17 protein-coding genes are annotated in these 19,433 nt (G+C 66.7%); 3 read left to right on the forward strand and 14 right to left on the reverse strand.

Annotation, left to right across the window (positions count from 1 at the left end; translation table 11 throughout):
* Positions 1-23: 23 nt before the first annotated feature.
* The gene (parE, locus tag SPHN_RS07145) at positions 24-2,033 is read right to left on the reverse strand and encodes a DNA topoisomerase IV subunit B (RefSeq protein ID WP_248522303.1); all 2,010 of its coding nucleotides are present in this window, start codon (positions 2,031-2,033) and stop codon (positions 24-26) included.
* Between the two features lie 158 nt (positions 2,034-2,191).
* Here parE and SPHN_RS07150 point away from each other — a divergent pair, with 158 nt between their 5' ends.
* Positions 2,192-3,037: an outer membrane protein gene (locus SPHN_RS07150; RefSeq protein WP_248522305.1), complete on the forward strand. Its 846-nt coding sequence runs from the start codon at positions 2,192-2,194 to the stop codon at positions 3,035-3,037.
* A gap of 319 nt (positions 3,038-3,356) precedes the next feature.
* Here SPHN_RS07150 and SPHN_RS07155 read toward each other — a convergent pair whose 3' ends face one another.
* Positions 3,357-4,091, reverse strand: coding sequence for a GcrA family cell cycle regulator (locus SPHN_RS07155; protein WP_248522307.1), 735 nt, complete (start codon positions 4,089-4,091; stop codon positions 3,357-3,359).
* A gap of 65 nt (positions 4,092-4,156) precedes the next feature.
* Here SPHN_RS07155 and SPHN_RS07160 point away from each other — a divergent pair, with 65 nt between their 5' ends.
* Positions 4,157-5,011, forward strand: coding sequence for an ABC transporter permease (locus SPHN_RS07160; RefSeq protein WP_248522309.1), 855 nt, complete (start codon positions 4,157-4,159; stop codon positions 5,009-5,011).
* Positions 5,011-6,282, forward strand: coding sequence for a serine hydrolase (locus SPHN_RS07165; RefSeq protein WP_248522311.1), 1,272 nt, complete (start codon positions 5,011-5,013; stop codon positions 6,280-6,282). The genes SPHN_RS07160 and SPHN_RS07165 overlap by 1 nt, the downstream gene beginning before the upstream one ends.
* 152 nt (positions 6,283-6,434) lie before the next feature.
* Here the strand turns inward: SPHN_RS07165 and SPHN_RS07170 are convergent, their stop codons facing one another.
* The 12 genes from SPHN_RS07170 to thrS all read right to left on the reverse strand — a co-directional run bounded on the left by SPHN_RS07170 (position 6,435) and on the right by thrS (position 19,411).
* Positions 6,435-7,007, reverse strand: coding sequence for a GNAT family N-acetyltransferase (locus tag SPHN_RS07170; RefSeq protein WP_136190993.1), 573 nt, complete (start codon positions 7,005-7,007; stop codon positions 6,435-6,437).
* The gene (locus SPHN_RS07175) at positions 7,004-7,786 is read right to left on the reverse strand and encodes a LysR family transcriptional regulator (RefSeq protein ID WP_248522313.1); all 783 of its coding nucleotides are present in this window, start codon (positions 7,784-7,786) and stop codon (positions 7,004-7,006) included. The genes SPHN_RS07170 and SPHN_RS07175 overlap by 4 nt, the downstream gene beginning before the upstream one ends.
* Before the next feature lie 142 nt (positions 7,787-7,928).
* Positions 7,929-8,327, reverse strand: coding sequence for a Co2+/Mg2+ efflux protein ApaG (apaG, locus tag SPHN_RS07180; RefSeq protein WP_248522315.1), 399 nt, complete (start codon positions 8,325-8,327; stop codon positions 7,929-7,931).
* Positions 8,324-9,529, reverse strand: coding sequence for a trans-sulfuration enzyme family protein (locus tag SPHN_RS07185; RefSeq protein WP_248522317.1), 1,206 nt, complete (start codon positions 9,527-9,529; stop codon positions 8,324-8,326). The genes apaG and SPHN_RS07185 overlap by 4 nt, the downstream gene beginning before the upstream one ends.
* A 207-nt stretch (positions 9,530-9,736) precedes the next feature.
* The gene (locus SPHN_RS07190) at positions 9,737-10,834 is read right to left on the reverse strand and encodes a glycosyltransferase family 2 protein (RefSeq protein ID WP_248522428.1); all 1,098 of its coding nucleotides are present in this window, start codon (positions 10,832-10,834) and stop codon (positions 9,737-9,739) included.
* A 7-nt stretch (positions 10,835-10,841) separates the two neighbouring features.
* A complete protein-coding gene (gene leuB, locus SPHN_RS07195) occupies positions 10,842-11,888 on the reverse strand; it encodes a 3-isopropylmalate dehydrogenase (protein ID WP_248522319.1) in 1,047 nt (348 codons plus the stop codon).
* Between the two features lie 41 nt (positions 11,889-11,929).
* Positions 11,930-12,661, reverse strand: a complete 732-nt coding sequence (gene recO, locus SPHN_RS07200; protein ID WP_248522320.1) for a DNA repair protein RecO — start codon at positions 12,659-12,661, stop codon at positions 11,930-11,932.
* Positions 12,662-12,738: 77 nt separating this feature from the next.
* Entirely contained in the window at positions 12,739-13,653 is a 915-nt protein-coding gene (locus SPHN_RS07205; RefSeq protein ID WP_248522322.1) for a GNAT family N-acetyltransferase, read from the reverse strand.
* Positions 13,653-14,630 carry a polysaccharide deacetylase gene (locus SPHN_RS07210; protein WP_248522324.1) on the reverse strand — a complete coding sequence of 326 codons (978 nt, stop codon included), beginning with the start codon at positions 14,628-14,630 and terminating at the stop codon, positions 13,653-13,655. The genes SPHN_RS07205 and SPHN_RS07210 overlap by 1 nt, the downstream gene beginning before the upstream one ends.
* Before the next feature lie 84 nt (positions 14,631-14,714).
* Positions 14,715-16,640, reverse strand: a complete 1,926-nt coding sequence (gene uvrC, locus SPHN_RS07215; protein ID WP_248522326.1) for an excinuclease ABC subunit UvrC — start codon at positions 16,638-16,640, stop codon at positions 14,715-14,717.
* Positions 16,641-16,777: 137 nt separating this feature from the next.
* On the reverse strand, positions 16,778-17,281 hold the full coding sequence (infC, locus tag SPHN_RS07220) for a translation initiation factor IF-3 (RefSeq protein WP_248522329.1): 504 nt from the start codon (positions 17,279-17,281) through the stop codon (positions 16,778-16,780).
* A gap of 123 nt (positions 17,282-17,404) precedes the next feature.
* The gene (thrS, locus tag SPHN_RS07225) at positions 17,405-19,411 is read right to left on the reverse strand and encodes a threonine--tRNA ligase (RefSeq protein ID WP_248522331.1); all 2,007 of its coding nucleotides are present in this window, start codon (positions 19,409-19,411) and stop codon (positions 17,405-17,407) included.
* Between the last annotated feature and the right edge of the window lie 22 nt (positions 19,412-19,433).

Genomic DNA, 19,433 nt, shown 5'->3' on the forward strand with positions numbered 1-19,433 from the left:
ACGTCCGAGCTGAATTTACCGGCTCATGCGTCGATCGCTTCCTCGTCCATGCGGCCGGCGTTTTCCTGGATGAAGGCGAAGCGGTGCGCGGGATTGTTGCCCATCAGGCGGTCGACCAGGTCCTTCACCTGCGCGCGCTCCTCGTACTCCTGCGGCAGCGTGATGCGGAGCATGCCGCGGGTGGCGGGGTCCATCGTGGTTTCGCGGAGCTGGCTCGGGTTCATCTCGCCGAGGCCCTTGAAGCGGCCGACATCGACTTTCTTGCCCTTGAACACGGTGCGTTCGAGTTCGGCGCGGTGGGCGTCGTCGCGGGCGTAGACGCTCTTAGTGCCGACTGTCAGGCGGTAGAGCGGCGGTTGGGCGAGGTAGAGATGCCCGCGGCGGACGAGTTCGGGCATCTCCTGGAAGAAGAACGTCATCAGCAGCGTGGCGATATGCGCGCCGTCGACGTCGGCGTCGGTCATGATGACGATGCGTTCGTAGCGGAGCGTGTCGGGCGTGCAGTCCTTCCGCGTGCCGCAGCCTAGCGCGAGCGTCAGGTCGGCGATTTCCTGGTTGGCGAAGATCTTGGCGCTGGTCGCCGATGCGACGTTGAGGATCTTGCCGCGGATCGGGAGGATCGCCTGCGTTTTCCGATCACGCGCCTGCTTGGCCGAGCCGCCGGCCGAGTCGCCCTCGACGATGAACAACTCGGTGCCTTCGGGCGAGTTGGCGGAGCAGTCGGTGAGCTTGCCAGGCAGGCGCAGTTTGCGCGCGGAGGTGGCGGTCTTGCGCTTGACGTCGCGTTCCTGCTTGCGGCGCAGGCGCTCGTCCATCCGCTCCAGCACATAGTTCAGCAGCGCCTTGCCGCGCTCCATGTTGTGGCTGAGGAAATGGTCGAAATGATCGCGGACTGCCTTTTCGACGAGGCCGGCGGCTTCGGGGCTGGTGAGGCGATCCTTGGTCTGGCTCTGGAATTGCGGTTCGCGGATGAAGACCGACAGCATCAACTCGCTGCCGACCATGACGTCGTCCGCACTGATATCCTTGGTCTTCTTGTTGCCGACGAGATCACCGAAGGCACGAAGGCCGCGGACGAGCGCCTGGCGGAGGCCCTGTTCGTGCGTGCCGCCATCGGGGGTCGGGATGGTGTTGCAATACCAGCTGTACGAACCGTCGCTCCATAGCGGCCACGCGACCGCCCATTCGACGCGGCCCTGCGTCTCGCCGTTCGCGCTCGGGAAATCCTGCGAGCCGGAGAAGAAATCTGAGGTCGCGCATTCGCGGCCAGCGATCTGGTCGCGGAGGTGATCGGCGAGGCCGCCGGGGAACTGGAAGACGGCTTGAGCAGGCGTGTCGTCAGCGATCAGATCGGGGGCGCAGTGCCAGCGGATCTCGACGCCCGCGAAGAGATACGCCTTCGAGCGGACGAGCTTGTAGAGGCGCTGCGGCTTGAAGTTCAGTTCGGTGCCGAAGATCTCGGTGTCGGGCGTGAACGCGACGCTTGTCCCGCGGCGGTTGGGCGTCGGGCCGAGATGCTCGATCGGGCCGAGCGTCAGCCCCTTGGCGAAGCGCTGGCGATACAGCTGCCGATCGCGTGCGACCTCGACGACGGTGTCCGACGACAGCGCGTTGACCACACTGATGCCGACGCCGTGCAGGCCGCCCGACGTCGCATAGGCTTTCCCCGCGAACTTGCCGCCTGAGTGGAGCGTCGAGAGGATCACCTCCAGCGCCGACTTGTCAGGGAACTTCGGATGCGGATCGACCGGGATGCCGCGGCCGTTGTCGACGATCGTCAGGCGGTTGTTCGCCTCCAGCGTGACTTCGATCCGCGTCGCATGCCCCGCGACCGCCTCGTCCATGGCGTTGTCGAGCACTTCGGCGGCGAGGTGATGCAGCGCGCGTTCGTCGGTGCCGCCGACATACATGCCGGGGCGGCGGCGGACGGGTTCGAGGCCTTCGAGCACCTCGATCGAGGATGCGTCATAGGTATTGGCGGCGGTCTTGCCGGCGCCGGGCGTCGAGGGGGACGCGAACAGATCTTCAGCCATGGCGCGAGCGTAGCCGGACGCGTTGGACAAAGCCACAGGCTCTGTTTGTTCTCCCTGTTGCCAGAAAGTCACATCCGAGCAGATTGTTGTGCTCGCTGCATAATTTTCCGCGATCGGCCGTTTATGAAAAACCTGTCATGGAATTTCCGGGAGTGAATATGACTAAGACGATGATGGCGGCCCTTGCAGGCGTTGCCGCTTTGGGTTTCGCGGCGCCTGCCGCCGCACAGGACATGACCGACGATGCGCCGTTCAACGGCCTCTATGTCGGCGGCTCGTTCGGCTATGACGTGCAGCCTAACGACAATGGCGAGTCGATCGCATTCGATCGCAATCTGGATGGCGTCTTCGCCGACACCATCTCGACTGCGACCGTCGCCAACGCGTTCTCGCCGGGCTTCTGCAACGGTCGCGCGACCAGCAACACCGCGCCCGCCGCTGGGGGCCGTGGCTGCCGTAGCGACAAGGACGGCATCGGCTATTCGGCACGGGTCGGCGCGGATTACCAGCGCGGCAACATCGTCGTCGGCGTGGTCGGCGAGTTCGGCAAGAACGAGATCAGCGACAGCGTCTCGGCGTTCAGCACCACGCCCGCCTTCTACACGATGACGCGCGACCTGAAGTGGGAAGCATCGGCACGCGGTCGCCTGGGTTATGCGGCGAACACGACGCTGTTCTACGGCACGTTCGGCGTCGGCTATGCCAACATCGACAACAGCTTCACGACCGGCAACACGGCCAACACCTTCACCAGCAACGGTGGCAGCAAGGAATGGGGCATCGTCGGTGGCGGCGGCATCGAGCAGAAGCTGGGTCGCAACTTCTCGGTCGGTCTCGAATATCAGTACCACCAGTATCAGGACAACGACTACCGCGTCCGCGCAGCCGGCGGCCCCGCTGGCGGTCCGTTCACGCGTGGCAACGCGTCGGGCACCGACTTCCGTCGCGACTCGCAGGACTTCCGCTGGCACAGCCTGCGCGCCACGGCTGCGTTTAGGTTCTGAGGCGCAGGGCGGCCTGCACCAAGCTGGTGCAGGACTCGCCCAAGCCCGGCCGGCGCGGCTCGCCGTGGCCGACGACATGGGCTTTGCCCATGGCTAGCGTGATATGAAAAAGGCCGCTTCCTCGGACGAGGGAGCGGCCTTTTTCGTGTTCGCGACTTGTGAGCCAGCGATGGTCCACCCGTTTCGTCATCCTGACGAAAGTCAGGACCCAGAGCCACATACGTTGCCGCTCGGTATCCTGGGTCCTGACTTTCGTCACGATGACGAGAACGCGTTGAGGCGACGCTACTGGGTTACGGACCCCAGCTCTAGAACAGGCTCAACGAGGCCGCGGACCACCAAAGGGAAGCGGCGGAGTCGGGCGGCGATCGCGGCGGGGCAGCTGCGCCTGGTAGGCATGGCCGCAGTGATCGACGCAATACGGGAAGCCCGGGTTCACCGCCTTGCCGCAGAAATGGAAGTCGGGCTCGCCGGGATGACCCAATGGCCATTTGCAGATGCGGTCGTTCAGCTCGAGCAAGCTCGTCTTGTTCGCCATTTCGGGCGACGGCTTGGCGGGCACGAGACGACGCGGCGGCGCGGGCGTGCTCGGCGGCTGCTGTTCGCCGGGCGCCTGGCGCAGGAAGCCGCCGGGACCGACCGAGCGCAGGATCGGCTGCGGCGCACGGACAGGCGCGGGAACCGGAGCGACCTCATCCTCGTCCTCGTCGTCCTCGGGCTCGTCGACGACCGGCTCGGCCACGACCGGTGCGGCGGGCTTGGGCGCAGCGGCGACGGGCGGCGCGACGGGGGCGGGCTTGGGTGCTTCGACTTCGACCGGCTCGAGAGCCGCAGTCGCGATCGAGGCCGATGCCTCCGCCGCAGCAGCAGCAGCCTTCGCCTCGGGATCGTTCGGCTTCACCGGCGACGGACGCGCCTGCAGCTCGAGGCGGTGCGCCTTGCCGATCACGGCGTTGCGGCTGACGCCACCCAGGGCTTCGGCGATCTGGCTGGCGGTCTGGCCGGCCTCCCACATCGTCTTGAGCGTCTGGATGCGCTCGTCGGTCCAGGACATGTTCGTTCCTCAGTCTTGCTCAGCCGGGTTGCGGGCGGCAGCGGCAGCGATTACCCGCAACCCCTATGAGCAGCCAGCCCCCAATCGGTGAAATCCATTCGGCGGTACACTCCGCCCCCGGCGTTCCCGTCATAAAGAGCGTGAACTGGGAGGGATTGCGAACCCTCTATATCAAGGAGGTGCGCCGGTTCTTCAAGGTGCAGCTTCAGACGGTGTGGGCGCCGGCGATCACGACGCTCCTGTTTCTGATCGTCTTCACCATCGCGACCGGCGCGAAAAGCCCGGTTCCTGTCGATGGCCAGATCGTCGCCTTCGCCGATTTCATCGCGCCGGGGCTGATCATTGCGCAGGGGATGATGGGGCCGGCGTTCGCCAATGCGAGCTTCTCGCTGCTGGTCGGCAAGATGCAGGGAACGATCGTCGATTACTTGCAACCACCGCTGTCCACCGGTGAGTTGCTGGCGGCGCTGGTCGGTGGCGCGGTGACACGTGCGGTGATCGTCGGGATCGTCGTGTGGGCGGCGATGGCGTTGTATCCGGGCGTGCACGTGACGCCGCATGCGCCGCTCGCGATCATCTGGTTCGGGCTGCTCGGCGCGGTGTTCCTCGCGCTGCTCGGCGTGCTGACGTCGATCTGGGCAGACAAGTTCGATCATGCCGCCGCGGTCACCAACTTCGTGATCGCGCCTTTGTCGCTTCTGTCGGGGACCTTCTACTCGGTCGACAAGCTTGCGCCGGCGTTCCGCGCGTTCAGCCATGCCAACCCGTTCTTCTACGTTATCTCGGGCTTTCGCTACGGGTTCCTCGGAATTGCCGACTCGCCGGTGATGGTCGGCGGGATCGTGATCCTGGTGATCGACGTGGTGCTGGCGACGCTCTGCTACCGGTTGCTCAAGAGCGGTTGGAAGCTGAAGAACTGATGCACAGGCTCGCGCTCTGGCTGCTGGCGTTGGCGGTAGCGTTGCTGCCGGTCGGTGCGGTGGCGCAGGGGGCTGTGGCGGATCCGGCGCTGCGGACGAAGGCCGATGCGCTGGTCGCGATCCTCGACGGGCGCGGCGCGTATGATACGTATTTCGCGGCGAGCTTCCGCGAGAAGGTACCTAAGGCGCAGTTCTCCACGATCGTCGCGAAGCTGAAGGCGACGCTGGGCGCACCCCAGAAGATCGAGTCGCTGACAGCGACGTGGGCGTGGAGCGCCGATCTGGTCGTCGGTTACGAGCGGGGGACGGCAAGCGTCCGCTTGGCGCTCGATCCGGCAGCGCCGCATGCCGCCACCGGATTGCTGATCACCGGCACAGGTGCGCGGGACGATAGCCTCGCGAAAGTCGAGGCGGAATTTCGCGCGCTGCCGGGGGCCAGCGGGTTGGGGTTGTATGCGCTTGGTGCGGGCAAGCCTGAGCCGATCCTCGAATACCGTGCGGATATCGCCGCACCGCTAGGGTCTGCGTTCAAGCTATGGGTGCTGGCGGAGCTTGCGCGGCAGGTGGCTGCGGACGAGCGTCACTGGACGGATGTCGTGAAGGTGGGTGCGCCATCGTTGCCGTCGGGCGTGTTGCAGACCTGGCCGGCGGAGTCGCCGGTAACGGTGCAGACACTGGCGACGCTGATGATCTCGATCAGCGACAACACCGCGACGGATACGCTGCTGACGACGCTCGGGCGGACGAAGGTCGATGCGATGGCGGAGGCGGCGGGCGGCAGCGTGCCGGTGATGACCACGCGCGAGATGTTCGCGCTGAAGGGTGATTCGGCGCTGACGAAGGCTTGGGCGGCGGGATCGGTGGAGGAACGGCGGGCGCTGTTGGTCGACAATGCGGTGAAGATCGCCACGGCCAAGCTGGATCCGGCCGTGTTCGCGGGGAAGCCGGTGGCGATCGACAACGTCGAGTGGTTTGCGAGCCCGGCGGCGATGGCGGGCCTGATGGATCGGCTGCGCGGGGCGGATGCTACGACTCGGGCAGTGCTCGCGGTGAATGCGGGGGTCGATCCGGCGATCGCCAAGCGGTTTGGGTATGTCGGGTTCAAGGGCGGCGGCGAGCCTGGGGTGCTGAGCTTGAACTACCTCGTGCAGGCGAAGGACGGGCGCTGGTATGCGGCGACCGGGAACTGGCACCGGGCTGACGATGCGGTGAACGAGGTGCGGTTTGCGGGATTGATGGGGCGGGCGCTGGCGCTGGTGGCGGCGCGGTAGGCTTAAGTCTCAAGTCAAAGCACCACCCCGGCGAAGGCCGGGGCCCAATTGGGAGACGCTGCTAACGTCGGGTAGCGCTTCGTTATATCCACCTTTCCACCTGGGCCCCGGCCTTCGCCGGGGTGGTGGATCTGTGGGAATGGCAGCGGTAACTAAGCCCGCCCGGCGGCCTGCCAGCTATCCGCGCACAGCCCGTAGATCAGGCTGTCGCGCAACCCCAGATGCGTTTCCCATTCGTCGCGGAGCAGGCGCTCGCGGCGGAAACCCAGCCGCTCCAGCAACAGGATCGATGCGGTATTCTCGGTATCCGCGTCGGCGAACACGCGTTTGCGGCCTTCCGCGAACAGACGATCGATCACCGCGGACACCGCCTCGCGAGCGATCCCCCGCCCCCAGGCCTCCCGCGCGAGGATGAAGCCGATCTCGGTCACGCCAGCCCCGTCGGCCTCGCTCCCCGAGACCCAGCCGATCGCGCGATCGTCGCCGGTGCGGGTGATCGCCCACGTGCGCTGGTTGCCCGGCGCGGCCTCCTCGGCAAGATAGGTGCGGACGTCATCGACGCTGCCGAGCGGACCGTCCGCGGAATAGGCCATCAGCTCCGCATCGGCGAGCATCGGGTGCAACGCGGTCGCGTCGCCCTCGACGAGCGGGCGCAGGCGCAGCCGCCGCGTCTTCAGGACCGGCGATACGCCAGCGCGGCGTGGTCTACGTCCAGGCTGCCTCATGCGGTCAGTGCATCCACGAGCGCACGGACTTTCTTCTGGCGCCACTGCGGGAGCGGGGCGACGAGCCAATACCCCCCCTTCGACGGCTGCGACTCGCCGATGAGCCGGACGCGGGCCTGCGCGAGATCGCGGCGGGCGAGCAATTCGGGCACCGTCGCACGGCCGAGACCTGCCGCCGCGGCATCGATCGCGAGCCCCGCATCGGTGACGCGGACCAGCGCTACGCCGTCTTCACCCGACCACGCGATCACCGAGTCGCCGTCCATGTCGGGCGCCGCGATCGTCACCATGCCTTCGGATTCGAGCGCCTCGCCCTCATGCTCGCCCGGGCCATCGCCCCAGCGGATCGCGAGATCGAGATTGGCTTCGGTGAAGTCGACATTCTCGTCGGCGGTGATCAGCACGAAGCGGAGTTCGGGATCGGCCTCGGCGATCTGCGCGAGCCGCGGCATCAGCCATTTCTCGGTCAAGTCGCGCGGGGCGGCGATCGTCAGCGATTTGGACGACTGCCCCGCCTGCATAGCCCGCACGGCTTCCTCGAACTGGAGGAACCCGCCACGGAGCGCGCCAAGGCCAGCCTCTGCTTCAGGCGTCAGTTCCAGCCCCCGCGTGGTACGCCGGAACAGGACGACGCCGAGCGTATCCTCCAGCGCACGGATCTGCTGACCCACCGCCGCCGGCGTGACCGCGAGTTCGTCCGCAGCGCGTGTGAACGACAGATGCCGCGCCGCCGCGTCGAGGACGCGCAGGCCGTTGAGCGGAAGATGCGTGCGCTTCATTGGACGTGCCCCTGAGCGGCCAGGAACCGGCCAACATTCGTCACCCCAGCGAAAGCTGGGGTATCCCCGTTGGCGATCGTCGCGCCCGCCCCATGGATATCCCAGCTTTCGCTGGGATGACGGTGAATGTAATGTTCGCGCATCAATGCAGCACCGCGGGGGCGAACAGCGAGAAGCGGGGGATCTCGACGTCGAAGATCGCGCCGTCTTCGCGGACCATGCGGTAATTGCCCTGCATCGCGCCCGAAGGCGTCGCCAGCGGGCAGCCCGAGACATAGTCGAAGCTCGCGCCCGGTTCGATCACCGGTTGTTCGCCGACCACGCCCTCGCCCTCGACCGAATGCCGCGCGCCGCGGCCGTCAGTGATCACCCAGTGGCGGGTGAGCAACTGGACCGTCTCCGTGCCCTCATTCTCGAGGCGGATGTGATACGCCCAGAACCAACGGCCGCGCTCGGGCTCGGACTGTTCGGGCAAATAGCTGACCGACACGCGCACCGTCACCCCATCGGTCGTCGCCGCGTTGGGGAACAGCGCTTTCACAGGCCAGCCTTACTCAGGGCTTGATCGAGGTCGTCGATCACATCCTGCGCGTCTTCGAGCCCTACGTTGATGCGGAGAAGCCCCTCGGTCACGCCCATCTCGATCTGCTTGTCGGGCGAGACGCTGGCGTGCGTGGTCGATGCCGGGTGGGTCATCAGCGAGCGCGAGTCGCCGATGTTGTTCGAGATGTCGACCAGTTCGAGACCATCGAGCAACGCATGCGCCTGCTCGCGCCCCTCGACCTCGAACGCGAAGATGGGGCCGCAGGCGTCCATCTGGCGCATCGCCAGTTCATGCTGCGGATGGCTCGGCAGGAAGGGATGCAGCACGCGGGGCACACGGCCTTCGAGGAATTGCCCGACCTTCATCGCGTTCTCGGACTGGCGGTGGATGCGCAGGTCGAGCGTCTCGAGACCCTTGAGCACCACCCAGGCGTTGAACGGCGAGAGCGTCGGCCCGGTGTTGCGCGTGAACGGCAGCAGCGTGTTGGTGATGAAATCCTCGGTCCCGCAAACCGCGCCGGCGAGCACGCGGCCCTGCCCGTCCATCATCTTGGTCGCGCTGTACGCGGTGACATCCGCACCGAACTCCATCGGTCGCTGCAAGGCCGGCGTCGCGAACGCATTGTCGACCACCGTCGTGATCCCGCGTTCGCGCGCGATCGCGCAGATCGCGGTCAGGTCGGCGATGTCCATGGTCGGGTTGGCCGGCGTCTCGAAGAAGAACACCTTGGTCTCGGGGCGGACCGCGTCGAGGAACGCCTGCGGATCGCGCGCATCGACGATCGTCGTGGCGATGCCGAACTTCGGCAGCAGCGTGTCGGTGAGCCAGCGGCACGAGCCGAACGCCGCGCGGCCACCGACGAGGTGATCGCCGGCCTGGAGCTGGCAGAGCAAAGACGCGGTCATTGCCGCCATGCCGGTCGCCATCGTCCGGCACGCCTCGGCGCCTTCCAGCAGAGCGATCCGCTCCTCGAGCATCTGCACGGTCGGGTTCTGCAGGCGGGAATAGGTCATCCCCTCCTGCTCGCCGGCAAAGCGCGCCGCGGCGTCGCCCGCCTTGTCGTAGCAATAGCCCGAGGTGAGGAACAACGCCTCCGACGTCTCGCCATATTCGCTGCGGGCGGTGCCGCCGCGGATGGCGCGCGTCGCGGGACGCCAATTCTGGGTGATCGAACGATCCTGGCCGGTCTTGCGCTTCATGCGCGCCGCTTTGCCGGGGGGGAGCGGGGATGACAAGCCTTGCAGGTGTCGGGAGCGGTCCGCGTGTCTCAATCCTCCCCCGCCAGGGGGAGGTGGCTGGCTCTTGCCAGACGGAGGGGGAGGTAAGGGAAAACCTCTGTGCCGTACCCTCCCCCTCCGTCACCTTCGGTGACACCTCCCCCTTGCGGGGGAGGATCGCGGGTTCGGTCAGTACCGCCCCCAGGTGAATTTCGACGACAGCGCGTAGTTCCACACCGCGCCGACCAGCACGCCGCTCAGCGCCGAGGCGGCCCACGCCCCGTCGCGCATCTCGTACAGGAACGCGGCGATGCCGACGTTGGCGACCGCGCCGACCGAGCAGATTACCGCGAACGACACCCAACCGTCGACCAGTTGCCGCCAGCCCTTGAGCCGCCGGTCCCGATAGGTCAGCGCGTTGTTGAGGAAGAAGTTGAACGTGAGCGCGGCGAGCGTCGCGACGATCTCCCCAACGACGAAATTCGTACCGAACCCGACGAACAAAGCGGTCAGCACCGCCATGTGGATGCCGACGCCGAGCACGCCGATCGCGGAGAACATCGCGAACCGCACCGGCACGACACGCCCGAACATCCGGTCGTAGATCGCGATCAGATATTCCATCGCGACGACGTGATCGAGCTTGCTCTCGCCCTCGGTGCGGCAGCGGAAGGTGTAGGGGACCTCGACGAAGCGCAGCGGCGTCGGCGAGGCGGTCAGCAAGTCGAGCAGGATCTTGAAGCCGATCGCCGACAGCGATGGCGCGAGGCGGCGGACGATGTCGGTGCGGATCATGAAGAAGCCGCTCATCGGATCGTTGAGATCGCATTTCAGCACGCGGCGCGACAGCTTGGTTGCGAGCGCCGACTTGGCGACGCGGTCGCTGTCCCACTCCCCGGTGCAGCCGCCGCTGACGAAGCGCGAGCCGATCGCCACGTCGGCCTCTTCGTCCTTGAGCAGATCGAGCATCTTCGGCAGCAACGTCTCGTCGTGCTGGAGATCGCCGTCGATCACCGCGACGATCGGGGCGGCGGTGGCGCACATGCCCTCGATGCACGCCGACGACAGCCCACGCCGACCGATCCGCTGGATCACACGCACGCGCTTGTCGAGCCGGGCGATCGCGCGCGCGGCATCGGCGGTGCCGTCGGGACTGTCGTCGTCGACGAAGATCGCCTCCCAGTTGCGCCCGGCCAGCGCCTGGTCGAGCTTGGCGATCAACGTCGGGACGTTGGCCTTCTCGTTGAAAGTCGGGATGACGATCGCAAGTTCGAGAAGGTCGGCGATCACAAGCTCAGCCGAGTTCGGCGAGAATGGCATCACCCATGCCGCGGGTCGACAGCGTACCGCCGAGATCGGGCGTCCGCGCGCCGCCCAGGATCGCGGCCGCGACCGCCGCCTCGATCCGGTCGGCGGCGTCGGGCAGATCTAGCGAGTGGCGCAGCATCATCGCCGCGGAGAGGATCGCGGCGCACGGATTGGCCTTGCCCTGACCGGCGATGTCGGGCGCGCTGCCGTGGATCGGCTCGTACATGCCCTTGTTCGAGCCGTTGAGCGCGGCGGACGGCAGCATGCCGATCGAGCCCGCGCACATCGACGCCTCGTCGGAGAGGATGTCGCCGAACAGATTGCCGGTGACGATCACGTCGAACTGGCCAGGGTTGCGCACCAGCTGCATTGCCGCGTTGTCGACGTACATGTGGCTGAGTTCGACGTCGGGATAGTCGGCCGACACCTCGATCACGACGTCGCGCCAGAGCTGCGAGGTTTCGAGCACGTTGGCCTTGTCGACCGACAGCAACTTGCCCTTGCGGGTGCGTGCGGTCTCGAAGCCGACGCGGGCGATACGCGCGATCTCGGTCTCGTCGTACCGCATCTCGTCATGGCCCTCGCGCAGGCCATCGGCGGTGGTGCGGATGCCCTTCGCGCCGAAATACACGTCGCCGGTCAGCTCGCGGACGATGACCATATCGATCGACCGGGCAATCTCGGGACGGAGTGCGGAGGCATCCTCGAGGCCCGCGAACAGCTTGGCAGGACGCAAATTGGCGAACAGGCCGAGGTCCTTGCGCAGGCCGAGAATGGCTTGCTCGGGGCGGAACTGGCGTTCGAGCGCATCGCAGTCCGGATCGCCGACCGCGCCGAACAGGATGGCGTCGGCGCGGCGGGCGAGGTCGAGCGTCTCGGGCGGCAGCGGATGACCGGCGGCCTTGTACGCGGCGCCGCCGACGAGGCCCTCTTCGTAGCTGAGGTCGAGGCCGAGCGTATCGAGCACCCGCCGCGCTTCCGCGGTGACTTCGGGTCCGATGCCGTCGCCGGCCAGTATCGCGATCAAGGGCATGTGCGTTCCTCCTGCGCGGCCCCTTGCCGGGCGGTGCGCGCTCACGCAACCGCCCTTTTGAGGCGATCGACCAGCCGGTCGCGCGCCGCCAACGGGTCGGCGCGACGGTCGACGAGGATATCGCGCGCGAGGAAATGGCCGGTCAGTCGCAGGCCGTCGAAGATGTCAGACCACGCAGCCTCGCCACCGGTGAGAAGGAAGGGCGGCAATCTGAGCAGCTTGGCCTCATAGCCGAACGCCGCCCCACGCGAGACCGCCGCGCCGCTCTTTGGACTGACGAAGCCGAGATCCTCTTCGATTCCGCTCGCGACGCAGCGGTCGAGGTCGAGTCCGAAGCCGAGTTCGGCGAGCACCAATAATTCGTACCGGACCAGCGCCGCCGCCCAGCCGCGCGCCGATGGTGCTGCCTCGATCGCACCGAGCACGCCTTCGAGCGCATCGTGGATGTGCGGATAAGGCTGCGCTTCGGGCAGCGCGGCGGCGGTCAGCGCGGTGGCCCATTCGAGTGCGCCCGCCGCCAGCGGCTCGCCGTGCATCTGCGCGCGGCTGTGGATCAGTTCGGCGGTCAGCGAGGCGAGTTGCTCGCCGGTCCGCGCGCGCCATTCGCCCAGGATGACGTTCGCCTGGAGCAGCACCGGCCGCATCGCGCGCGACCGTCCGCCGCGGACATAGCCGGGCTGGACACCGTCGTTGCGGGTCAGCGCCCGCACGATCGCGCCGTGCTCGCCGTGTTGGCGGACGGCGACGACGATGGCAGCTGCGCGGAGGTGCATGCAGGTCCTATACCCCGCTCCGCATGGGAGAGGGTAAAAAGGTCTCCACCCCTCTCTCCCTCAGGATGGGGAAACGATCAGCGGCGGATCTTCTTTGCGAGCGTGGCCAAGGCCGGATGCGTTGCGGCGCGTTTGGCCGTCGCGATCGCACGGTCGAACGTCTGCAACGCCATCACCGTCAGGCGGTTCGCCAGCGTTGGCCGCAACAGCAGCACATCGACGCACGCCGTCCCCCCGGTCGAGAATTGCCGCTTGTGCTGCCCTTCCCCCTCGGTGAAGTCGAACCGTGCGAACCGCTTCTCCGCGAACAGCGCGCGCATCGCCTCGACCTGCAAAACCGCGCCCGGCGACAGGTCGTTATGCGCCGGATCATGCCCGACATAGGTGTAACACAGCGATTGGCCATCGGCGGTGCAGCACAGATAGGCGACCGGCACGCCTGCAATGAACGCCAGCCAGGCACGCACCCTGTCCTGCGCCGCGAGCGATACGAGATGGCGCACCGAAGCCGTATCGTCGGGCAGTCCCGATCCGAGCAGCTTCTCCTGATACGTTGTCACCGACACCGCGCGGGCGAGCGGGTGGAAGTCGCCGAACGCCGCTGCATCGTGATAGCGCCGGATATCGAGCACGCCGCCATTCGCTGCGGCGAGCTTCTTCGCCTTGCGCTTGATCCCCGACCTTGCGCTGCCGGACAATCCCGCGAGCCACGCCGCCTCCCCCGCCGCAAGATCGATATGATATCGCACATAGCGCTGCCGAACGAACGCGAGCAGGCCGTGGCGATCGAGACCGCCAAGCATCGGTTCGGGCAACGACGTCACCAGATAGCCATCGGCGTCGTCGGGCAGCGGCGGCAGGATCGGTGCTGTCGGCGCGAGCACGGCGTCGAGCGAAAACGACACGCGCATCAGGTACCGGGGGATGGTCGCGAGGGTCCGGGCGCCGATCTGGAACTTCAGCGGCAGGCGTCGAACCGCATCGTCCGCCATTACAGCCCGCGCGATCGCGGCCGTTCCTCGACCCAGTTCGACCAGAGCTGTTCGGCCTGCCGCCAGCGGGTCCGCAACTGATCGGGCGCGAGCGGCGTATCCGCGCGGTCGAGCGCGAGCGGCGGGCGATCCGCGAAATGATGCGTCGGCAACACTTCGCGCATCTCCGACAACATTCCGCACAACGCCGTGAAGCGCCGCACATGGACCGCGTTGGGCCGCGTGCCGCTCCGGTTCGCCAGTTCGAAGCCGTGGCTGACGATCGTCACCACCGCATGCCCCGACACCGCGGCATGCTCCAGCGCGTCATAGGTCTCGCCAGCCGACAGCGCGCAGAGCTGGAAGGTGCGAATCTTGTCACGCCGATCCTCGATCACGGTGACGGGAACCTCGATCAGGCCCTTGTCCTGCGCACGTCGTACCGGCGAAATCTGCTGTGCGGGCAACGAGATGCGGCTCGTCCCGGGCGCTTCCGACCCGTTGTGGCTGCTGTCGTAGCTGAACCCGAGTGCCGCGAGCGCGGTCAATGTGTCGTCGTTGGCCGCATAGCTGCCGGCACGGAAGGCGATCGGGTGCGGTGCTCCTGCCTCGACCAGCAATTCGGTGGCGCGCATGAGCAGGTCGGTCTGCTCGGCGAGGCTATAGTCGAACAGCGCGAACCGGTCGTGCGCGGCGCCGCGGTCGCCGGCTTTCGCGGTCGTCCAGTTGGGATGAAGATGAAGCTGGACCTCCTGTCCCGCGGCGAGAATCGTCTCGATCATGCGCCGAATGGGGGCGAGGCCGAAGGTGATGCCGGGCATCGGATCGACAAAGAAACACGCTTTCAGATCGTGCCGCGCGAGTTCGCCCAATTGATAGGCGAGCCCGACGCCGGCCGGCTCAAGCGACCGCGCGTAAATCGCGTCGCAGTCGAGCCCGGCGACGTGATGCCGCCACGCGAACTCCGTATCAATAGTCAGGAAGACGGGCGTGGTCACTGCGCCCTCTCTATCCGAGGATAATGAAGATCAGGTTTCGTTTCCTTACGATCGCAGGCGGCGAGCGTCGCCGACGGCCACCGCTCAGCGCGAATGGTAGAAATCATACACCTGCTGCGCCACCCCGGCCGACACGCCGGGCGCCTGTTGCAGATCCTGCAGGCTGGCATTGCGGACCGCGCGGCCGGTGCCGAAGTGCATCAGCAGTGCCTTCTTCCGCGCCGGACCGATGCCGGGGACCTCGTCGAGCGGGCTGGCGCCGATCGCCTTGCTGCGCTTGTCGCGGTGGACGCCGATCGCGAACCGGTGGACCTCGTCGCGGAGGCGCTGGAGGTAGAACAGCACCGGGGCATTGACCGGCAACTGGAACTCGCGACCATCGAGCATGTGGAACACCTCGCGACCATCGCGGCCGTGTTCCGGCCCCTTGGCGATCCCGACCAGGCACACGTCCTCGACGCCGATCTCCTCGAGCGCGGCCTTCACCGTATTGAGCTGACCCTTGCCGCCGTCGATGAGCACCAGATCCGGCCAGTCGCCTGAGTCGCGATCGGGGTCTTCGGCCTGCGCGCGCGCGAACCGCCGGGTGAAGACCTCGCGCATCATCGCGAAATCGTCGCCCGGCGCGGTATCCTTGTTCTTGATGTTGAACTTTCGATACTGGCCCTTGCGGAACCCCTCGGGCCCCGCGACGACCATCGCGCCGGTCGCGGCGGTGCCCTGGATGTGGCTGTTGTCGTAGATCTCGATCCGCTGCGGGGGCTCGGGCAGGTCGAACAGGTCGGCGACTTCACGCAGGAGTTTCGCCTGGGTCGTCGACTCAGCCTGCCGCCGCTCGATCGCCTCGACCGCGTTGCGCGTGGCCTGGTCCATCAGGCGGCGGCGATCGCCGCGCTGCGGGACCTGGATCGCGACCTTGTAGCCGGCGCGTTCGCCCAACGCCTCGACGAGCAGCGCGCCCTCCGGCAATTCGCGGTCGAGCAGGATCTGCTTGGGCGGCGGCACGTCCTCATAGAACTGGCCGAGGAAGCTGGTCAGCACCTCGTCCTCGGGGACATCGTTGGTGTGCTGCGGGAAGAAGCTGCGATGGCCCCAGTTCTGGCCGCCTCGAATGAAGAACGCCTGGATGCCGATCAGCCCATCCTTGCAGGCCATCGCGAAGATGTCGGCGTCGCCCACGCCTTCCGCGTTGATCGCCTGCGTCCCCTGGATGAAGGTGAGTGCGCGAAGACGGTCGCGGAGCAGCGCCGCGAGTTCGAAGTCCATGTTCTCCGCCGCGGCCTGCATCTGCGCACCGAGCTTGGCCTGCACGCCGGTCGACTTGCCGCCGAGGAACGCCTTCGCATCCTCGGTCAGCTCCCGGTAGGCGGCCTCGTCGATGCGGCCGACGCACGGCGCCGAGCAGCGCTTGATCTGATACAACAGGCACGGCCGGTCGCGAGTCTTGAAGAAGCTGTCGGTGCAACTGCGCAGGAGGAACAGCTTCTGGAGCGCGTTGAGCGTGTTGTTGACCGACCCGGCGCTGGCGAACGGGCCGTAGTAATTGCCCTTCGCCCGCCGCGCGCCGCGGTGTTTCTGGACGCGCGGGAACGCATGGTCGTCGCGCAGGAGGATGAACGGGAAGCTCTTATCGTCGCGCAGCAGCACGTTGTAGGCGGGGCGATACCGCTTGATCAGCTGCGATTCGAGCAGCAGCGCCTCGGCCTCGTTGTTGGTCGTGACGATCGTCATCGACCGGGTCTGCGACACCATCCGCTGGAGGCGCTTGGTGAGCCGCTCGACCTGGACATAGTTCGCGACGCGGTTCCGCAGCGCACGGGCCTTGCCGACGTACAGCACGTCGCCGCGCGCGTCCTGCATGCGGTAGACGCCGGGGCGGATCGGCAGCGTGTCGAGCACGTTGCGGATCGCCGCCACGCCCGCCGCGAGATCGGGCGCCTCCCCGCCACCGCGGACGGCGAAGGTGGATTTGTCTTCGTTGAAACGGTCGGGGGAATTGGGAGCGGACATTGACCGGAATCTAGGGGCTGGGTGGCGGTTCCGCTACCGCCCGGACGCACGGGAGCGACGCAGACACGAAAAAGGCCGGTCCGACCCCTGTCGAACCGGCCTCATAGCCTGCGCACCCTGATGGATGGCGGTGCAGCTTACTTCGGTGCGAGCACCATCAGCATCTGGCGGCCTTCCATGCGCGGGTACGCCTCGATCTTGGCGATCTCCGCGACATCGTCCTGGACGCGCTTCAACAGGTTCATGCCGAGCTGGCCATGGCTGAGCTCGCGACCGCGGAAACGCAGCGTGATCTTGACCTTGTCGCCCTCGCCGATGAAGTCGTTCACCTTCTTCATCTTCGTGTCATAGTCGTGGTCGTCGATGTTAGGACGCATCTTGATCTCCTTGATCTCCTGCGTCTTCTGCGACTTGCGTGCGAGGTTCGCCTTCTTCTGCGCCTCGTACTTGAACTTGCCGACATCGAGGAACTTGGCGACGGGCGGATCAGCGTTCGGCGATACCTCGACCAGGTCCAGGCCATGCTCGGCGGCCTGCTCGATCGCTTCGCGCGTGAACATCACGCCCAGATTCTCGCCCTCGTGATCGATCACGCGGACCTTCTGACTCTGGATGAATTCGTTGAATCGCGGGCCGTTCATCGCGGGCGTCTGCATCGGCCGGCGTATCGTGGGAGGACGTATGGGGGTTGCTCCTGAAGTTTCTGACAATATTTGGGCCGGCCTATAGCGCAGAAACATGCGCTAGAACAGCCGGCCCTTGACTTACATATCGGGTGCGCGCGCCTCGATCGCAACCCGTGCGGTCGCATCGCCGACCGCCATCATCTCCTGGCCCTGGCTGCCGAGACGGCGGATCGCGACGGTACCCTCGTCCGCCTCGCGCTTGCCGACCACGAACAGCAGCGGCACCTTCGCCAGCGAATGCTCGCGCACCTTATAGTTGATCTTCTCGTTGCGGAGATCGGTTTCGACGCGGAGCCCGGCCGCTTTCAGCTTCGCCGCGACCTCATGCGCATAGTCGTCCGCGTCGGACACGATCGTCGCGACAACCACCTGCACCGGCGCGAGCCAGAGCGGGAAGCGGCCGGCGTGGTGCTCGATCATGATGCCGATGAAGCGCTCGAACGTCCCCAGGATCGCGCGGTGGAGCATGACCGGGCGGTGCCGCTCGCCGTCCGCGCCCACATACGATGCGTCGAGTCGCTCGGGCAGCACGCGATCCGACTGGATCGTGCCGACCTGCCACGTCCGCCCGATCGCGTCGGTCAGGTGGAATTCGAGCTTCGGCGCATAGAATGCGCCCTCGCCCGGCAGTTCCTCGAAGTTCGCCTTGATCGTGTCGCTCAGGCCCGACTGCATCACCGCCTCGCGCAGTTCCGCCTCGGCCTTGTCCCACATCGCGTCGTCGCCGAACCGCTTGTCGGGGCGCAGCGCGAGCTTCACCGCGTAATCCTCGAAACCGAGGTCCTTGTAGACGCTGTCGAGCAGCTCGCAGAACTTGCGCACTTCCTCGACCAGCTGGTCTTCGCGGACGAAGATATGCGCGTCGTCCTGCGTGAACTGGCGGACGCGCATGATGCCGTGCAGCGCCCCGTGCGGCTCGTTGCGGTGGCAGCAGCCGAACTCGGCCATCCGGATCGGCAGGTCGCGGTACGACTTGATCCCCTGCTTGAAGATCAGCACGTGCGCCGGGCAGTTCATGGGTTTCAACGCCATCAGGTCGCCCTCGCCCGACAGGATCGCGCCCTCGTCCTCCGCATTGGGAATCTCGTCCGGCACGACGAACATGTTCTCGCGGTACTTGCCCCAGTGGCCGGACTGCTCCCACTGCTTGGCGTCCATCAGCTGCGGGGTCTTGACCTCGGCATAATCCGCGGCATCGAGACGACGGCGCATATACGCCTCCATCTGGCGCCAGAGCACGAAGCCCTTGGGATGCCAGAACACCGACCCTTGTGCCTCGGACTGGAGATGGAACAGGTCCATCTCCGCGCCGATCTTCCGATGATCGCGCTTGGCGGCTTCCTCGAGGCGGAAGAGATGCTGGTCGAGCTGCTTCTTGTTGAGCCAGCCGGTGCCGTAGATGCGTGACAGCATCGCGTTCTTCTGGTCGCCGCGCCAATACGCGCCCGACACGCGCGTGAGCTTGAACGCGGCGGGGTCGAGCTTGCCGGTCGAGGCCATGTGCGGCCCGCGGCACATGTCGAGCCACTCGCCCTGGCGGTAGATCGTCAGTTCGTCGCCCTCGGGCAGTTCGGCGGCCCATTCGGCCTTGAAGCTCTCGCCCTGCTGCGTCCAGCGATCGATCAGTTGCTGGCGCGACCAGACCTCGCGCACGAACGGCTCGTTCCGGGCGATGATCGCGCGCATCTCGGCCTCGATCGCGGGCAGGTCCTCGTCGGTGAACGGACGGTCCTTCCCATCAATCTTGGGGGGGGCGAAGTCGTAATAGAAGCCGTCGTCGGTCGCCGGGCCGAAGGTGATCTGCGTGCCGGGGAACAGGTGCTGCACCGCCTCCGCCATGACGTGCGCGAGATCGTGACGGACGAGTTCGAGCGCATCGGCCTCGTCGCGCGCGGTGACGAGGGCAAGCTGCGTGTCCCCTTCGAACGGCCGGTTGAGATCGCGCACCTGACCGTCGATCCGTGCGGCGAGCGCGGCCTTGGCGAGGCCGGGGCCGATCGCGGCGGCGACATCCGCGGGGGTAGTCCCGGGCGCAACCTCGCGGACGGAACCGTCGGGCAGCGTGATTCGGAACATTGCGGACATGGGAGACTTTCTCTCGGGATTG

The organism is Sphingomonas faeni (assembly GCF_023195535.1).
GTDB classification, from domain to species: Bacteria; Pseudomonadota; Alphaproteobacteria; order Sphingomonadales; family Sphingomonadaceae; genus Sphingomonas; species Sphingomonas faeni_B.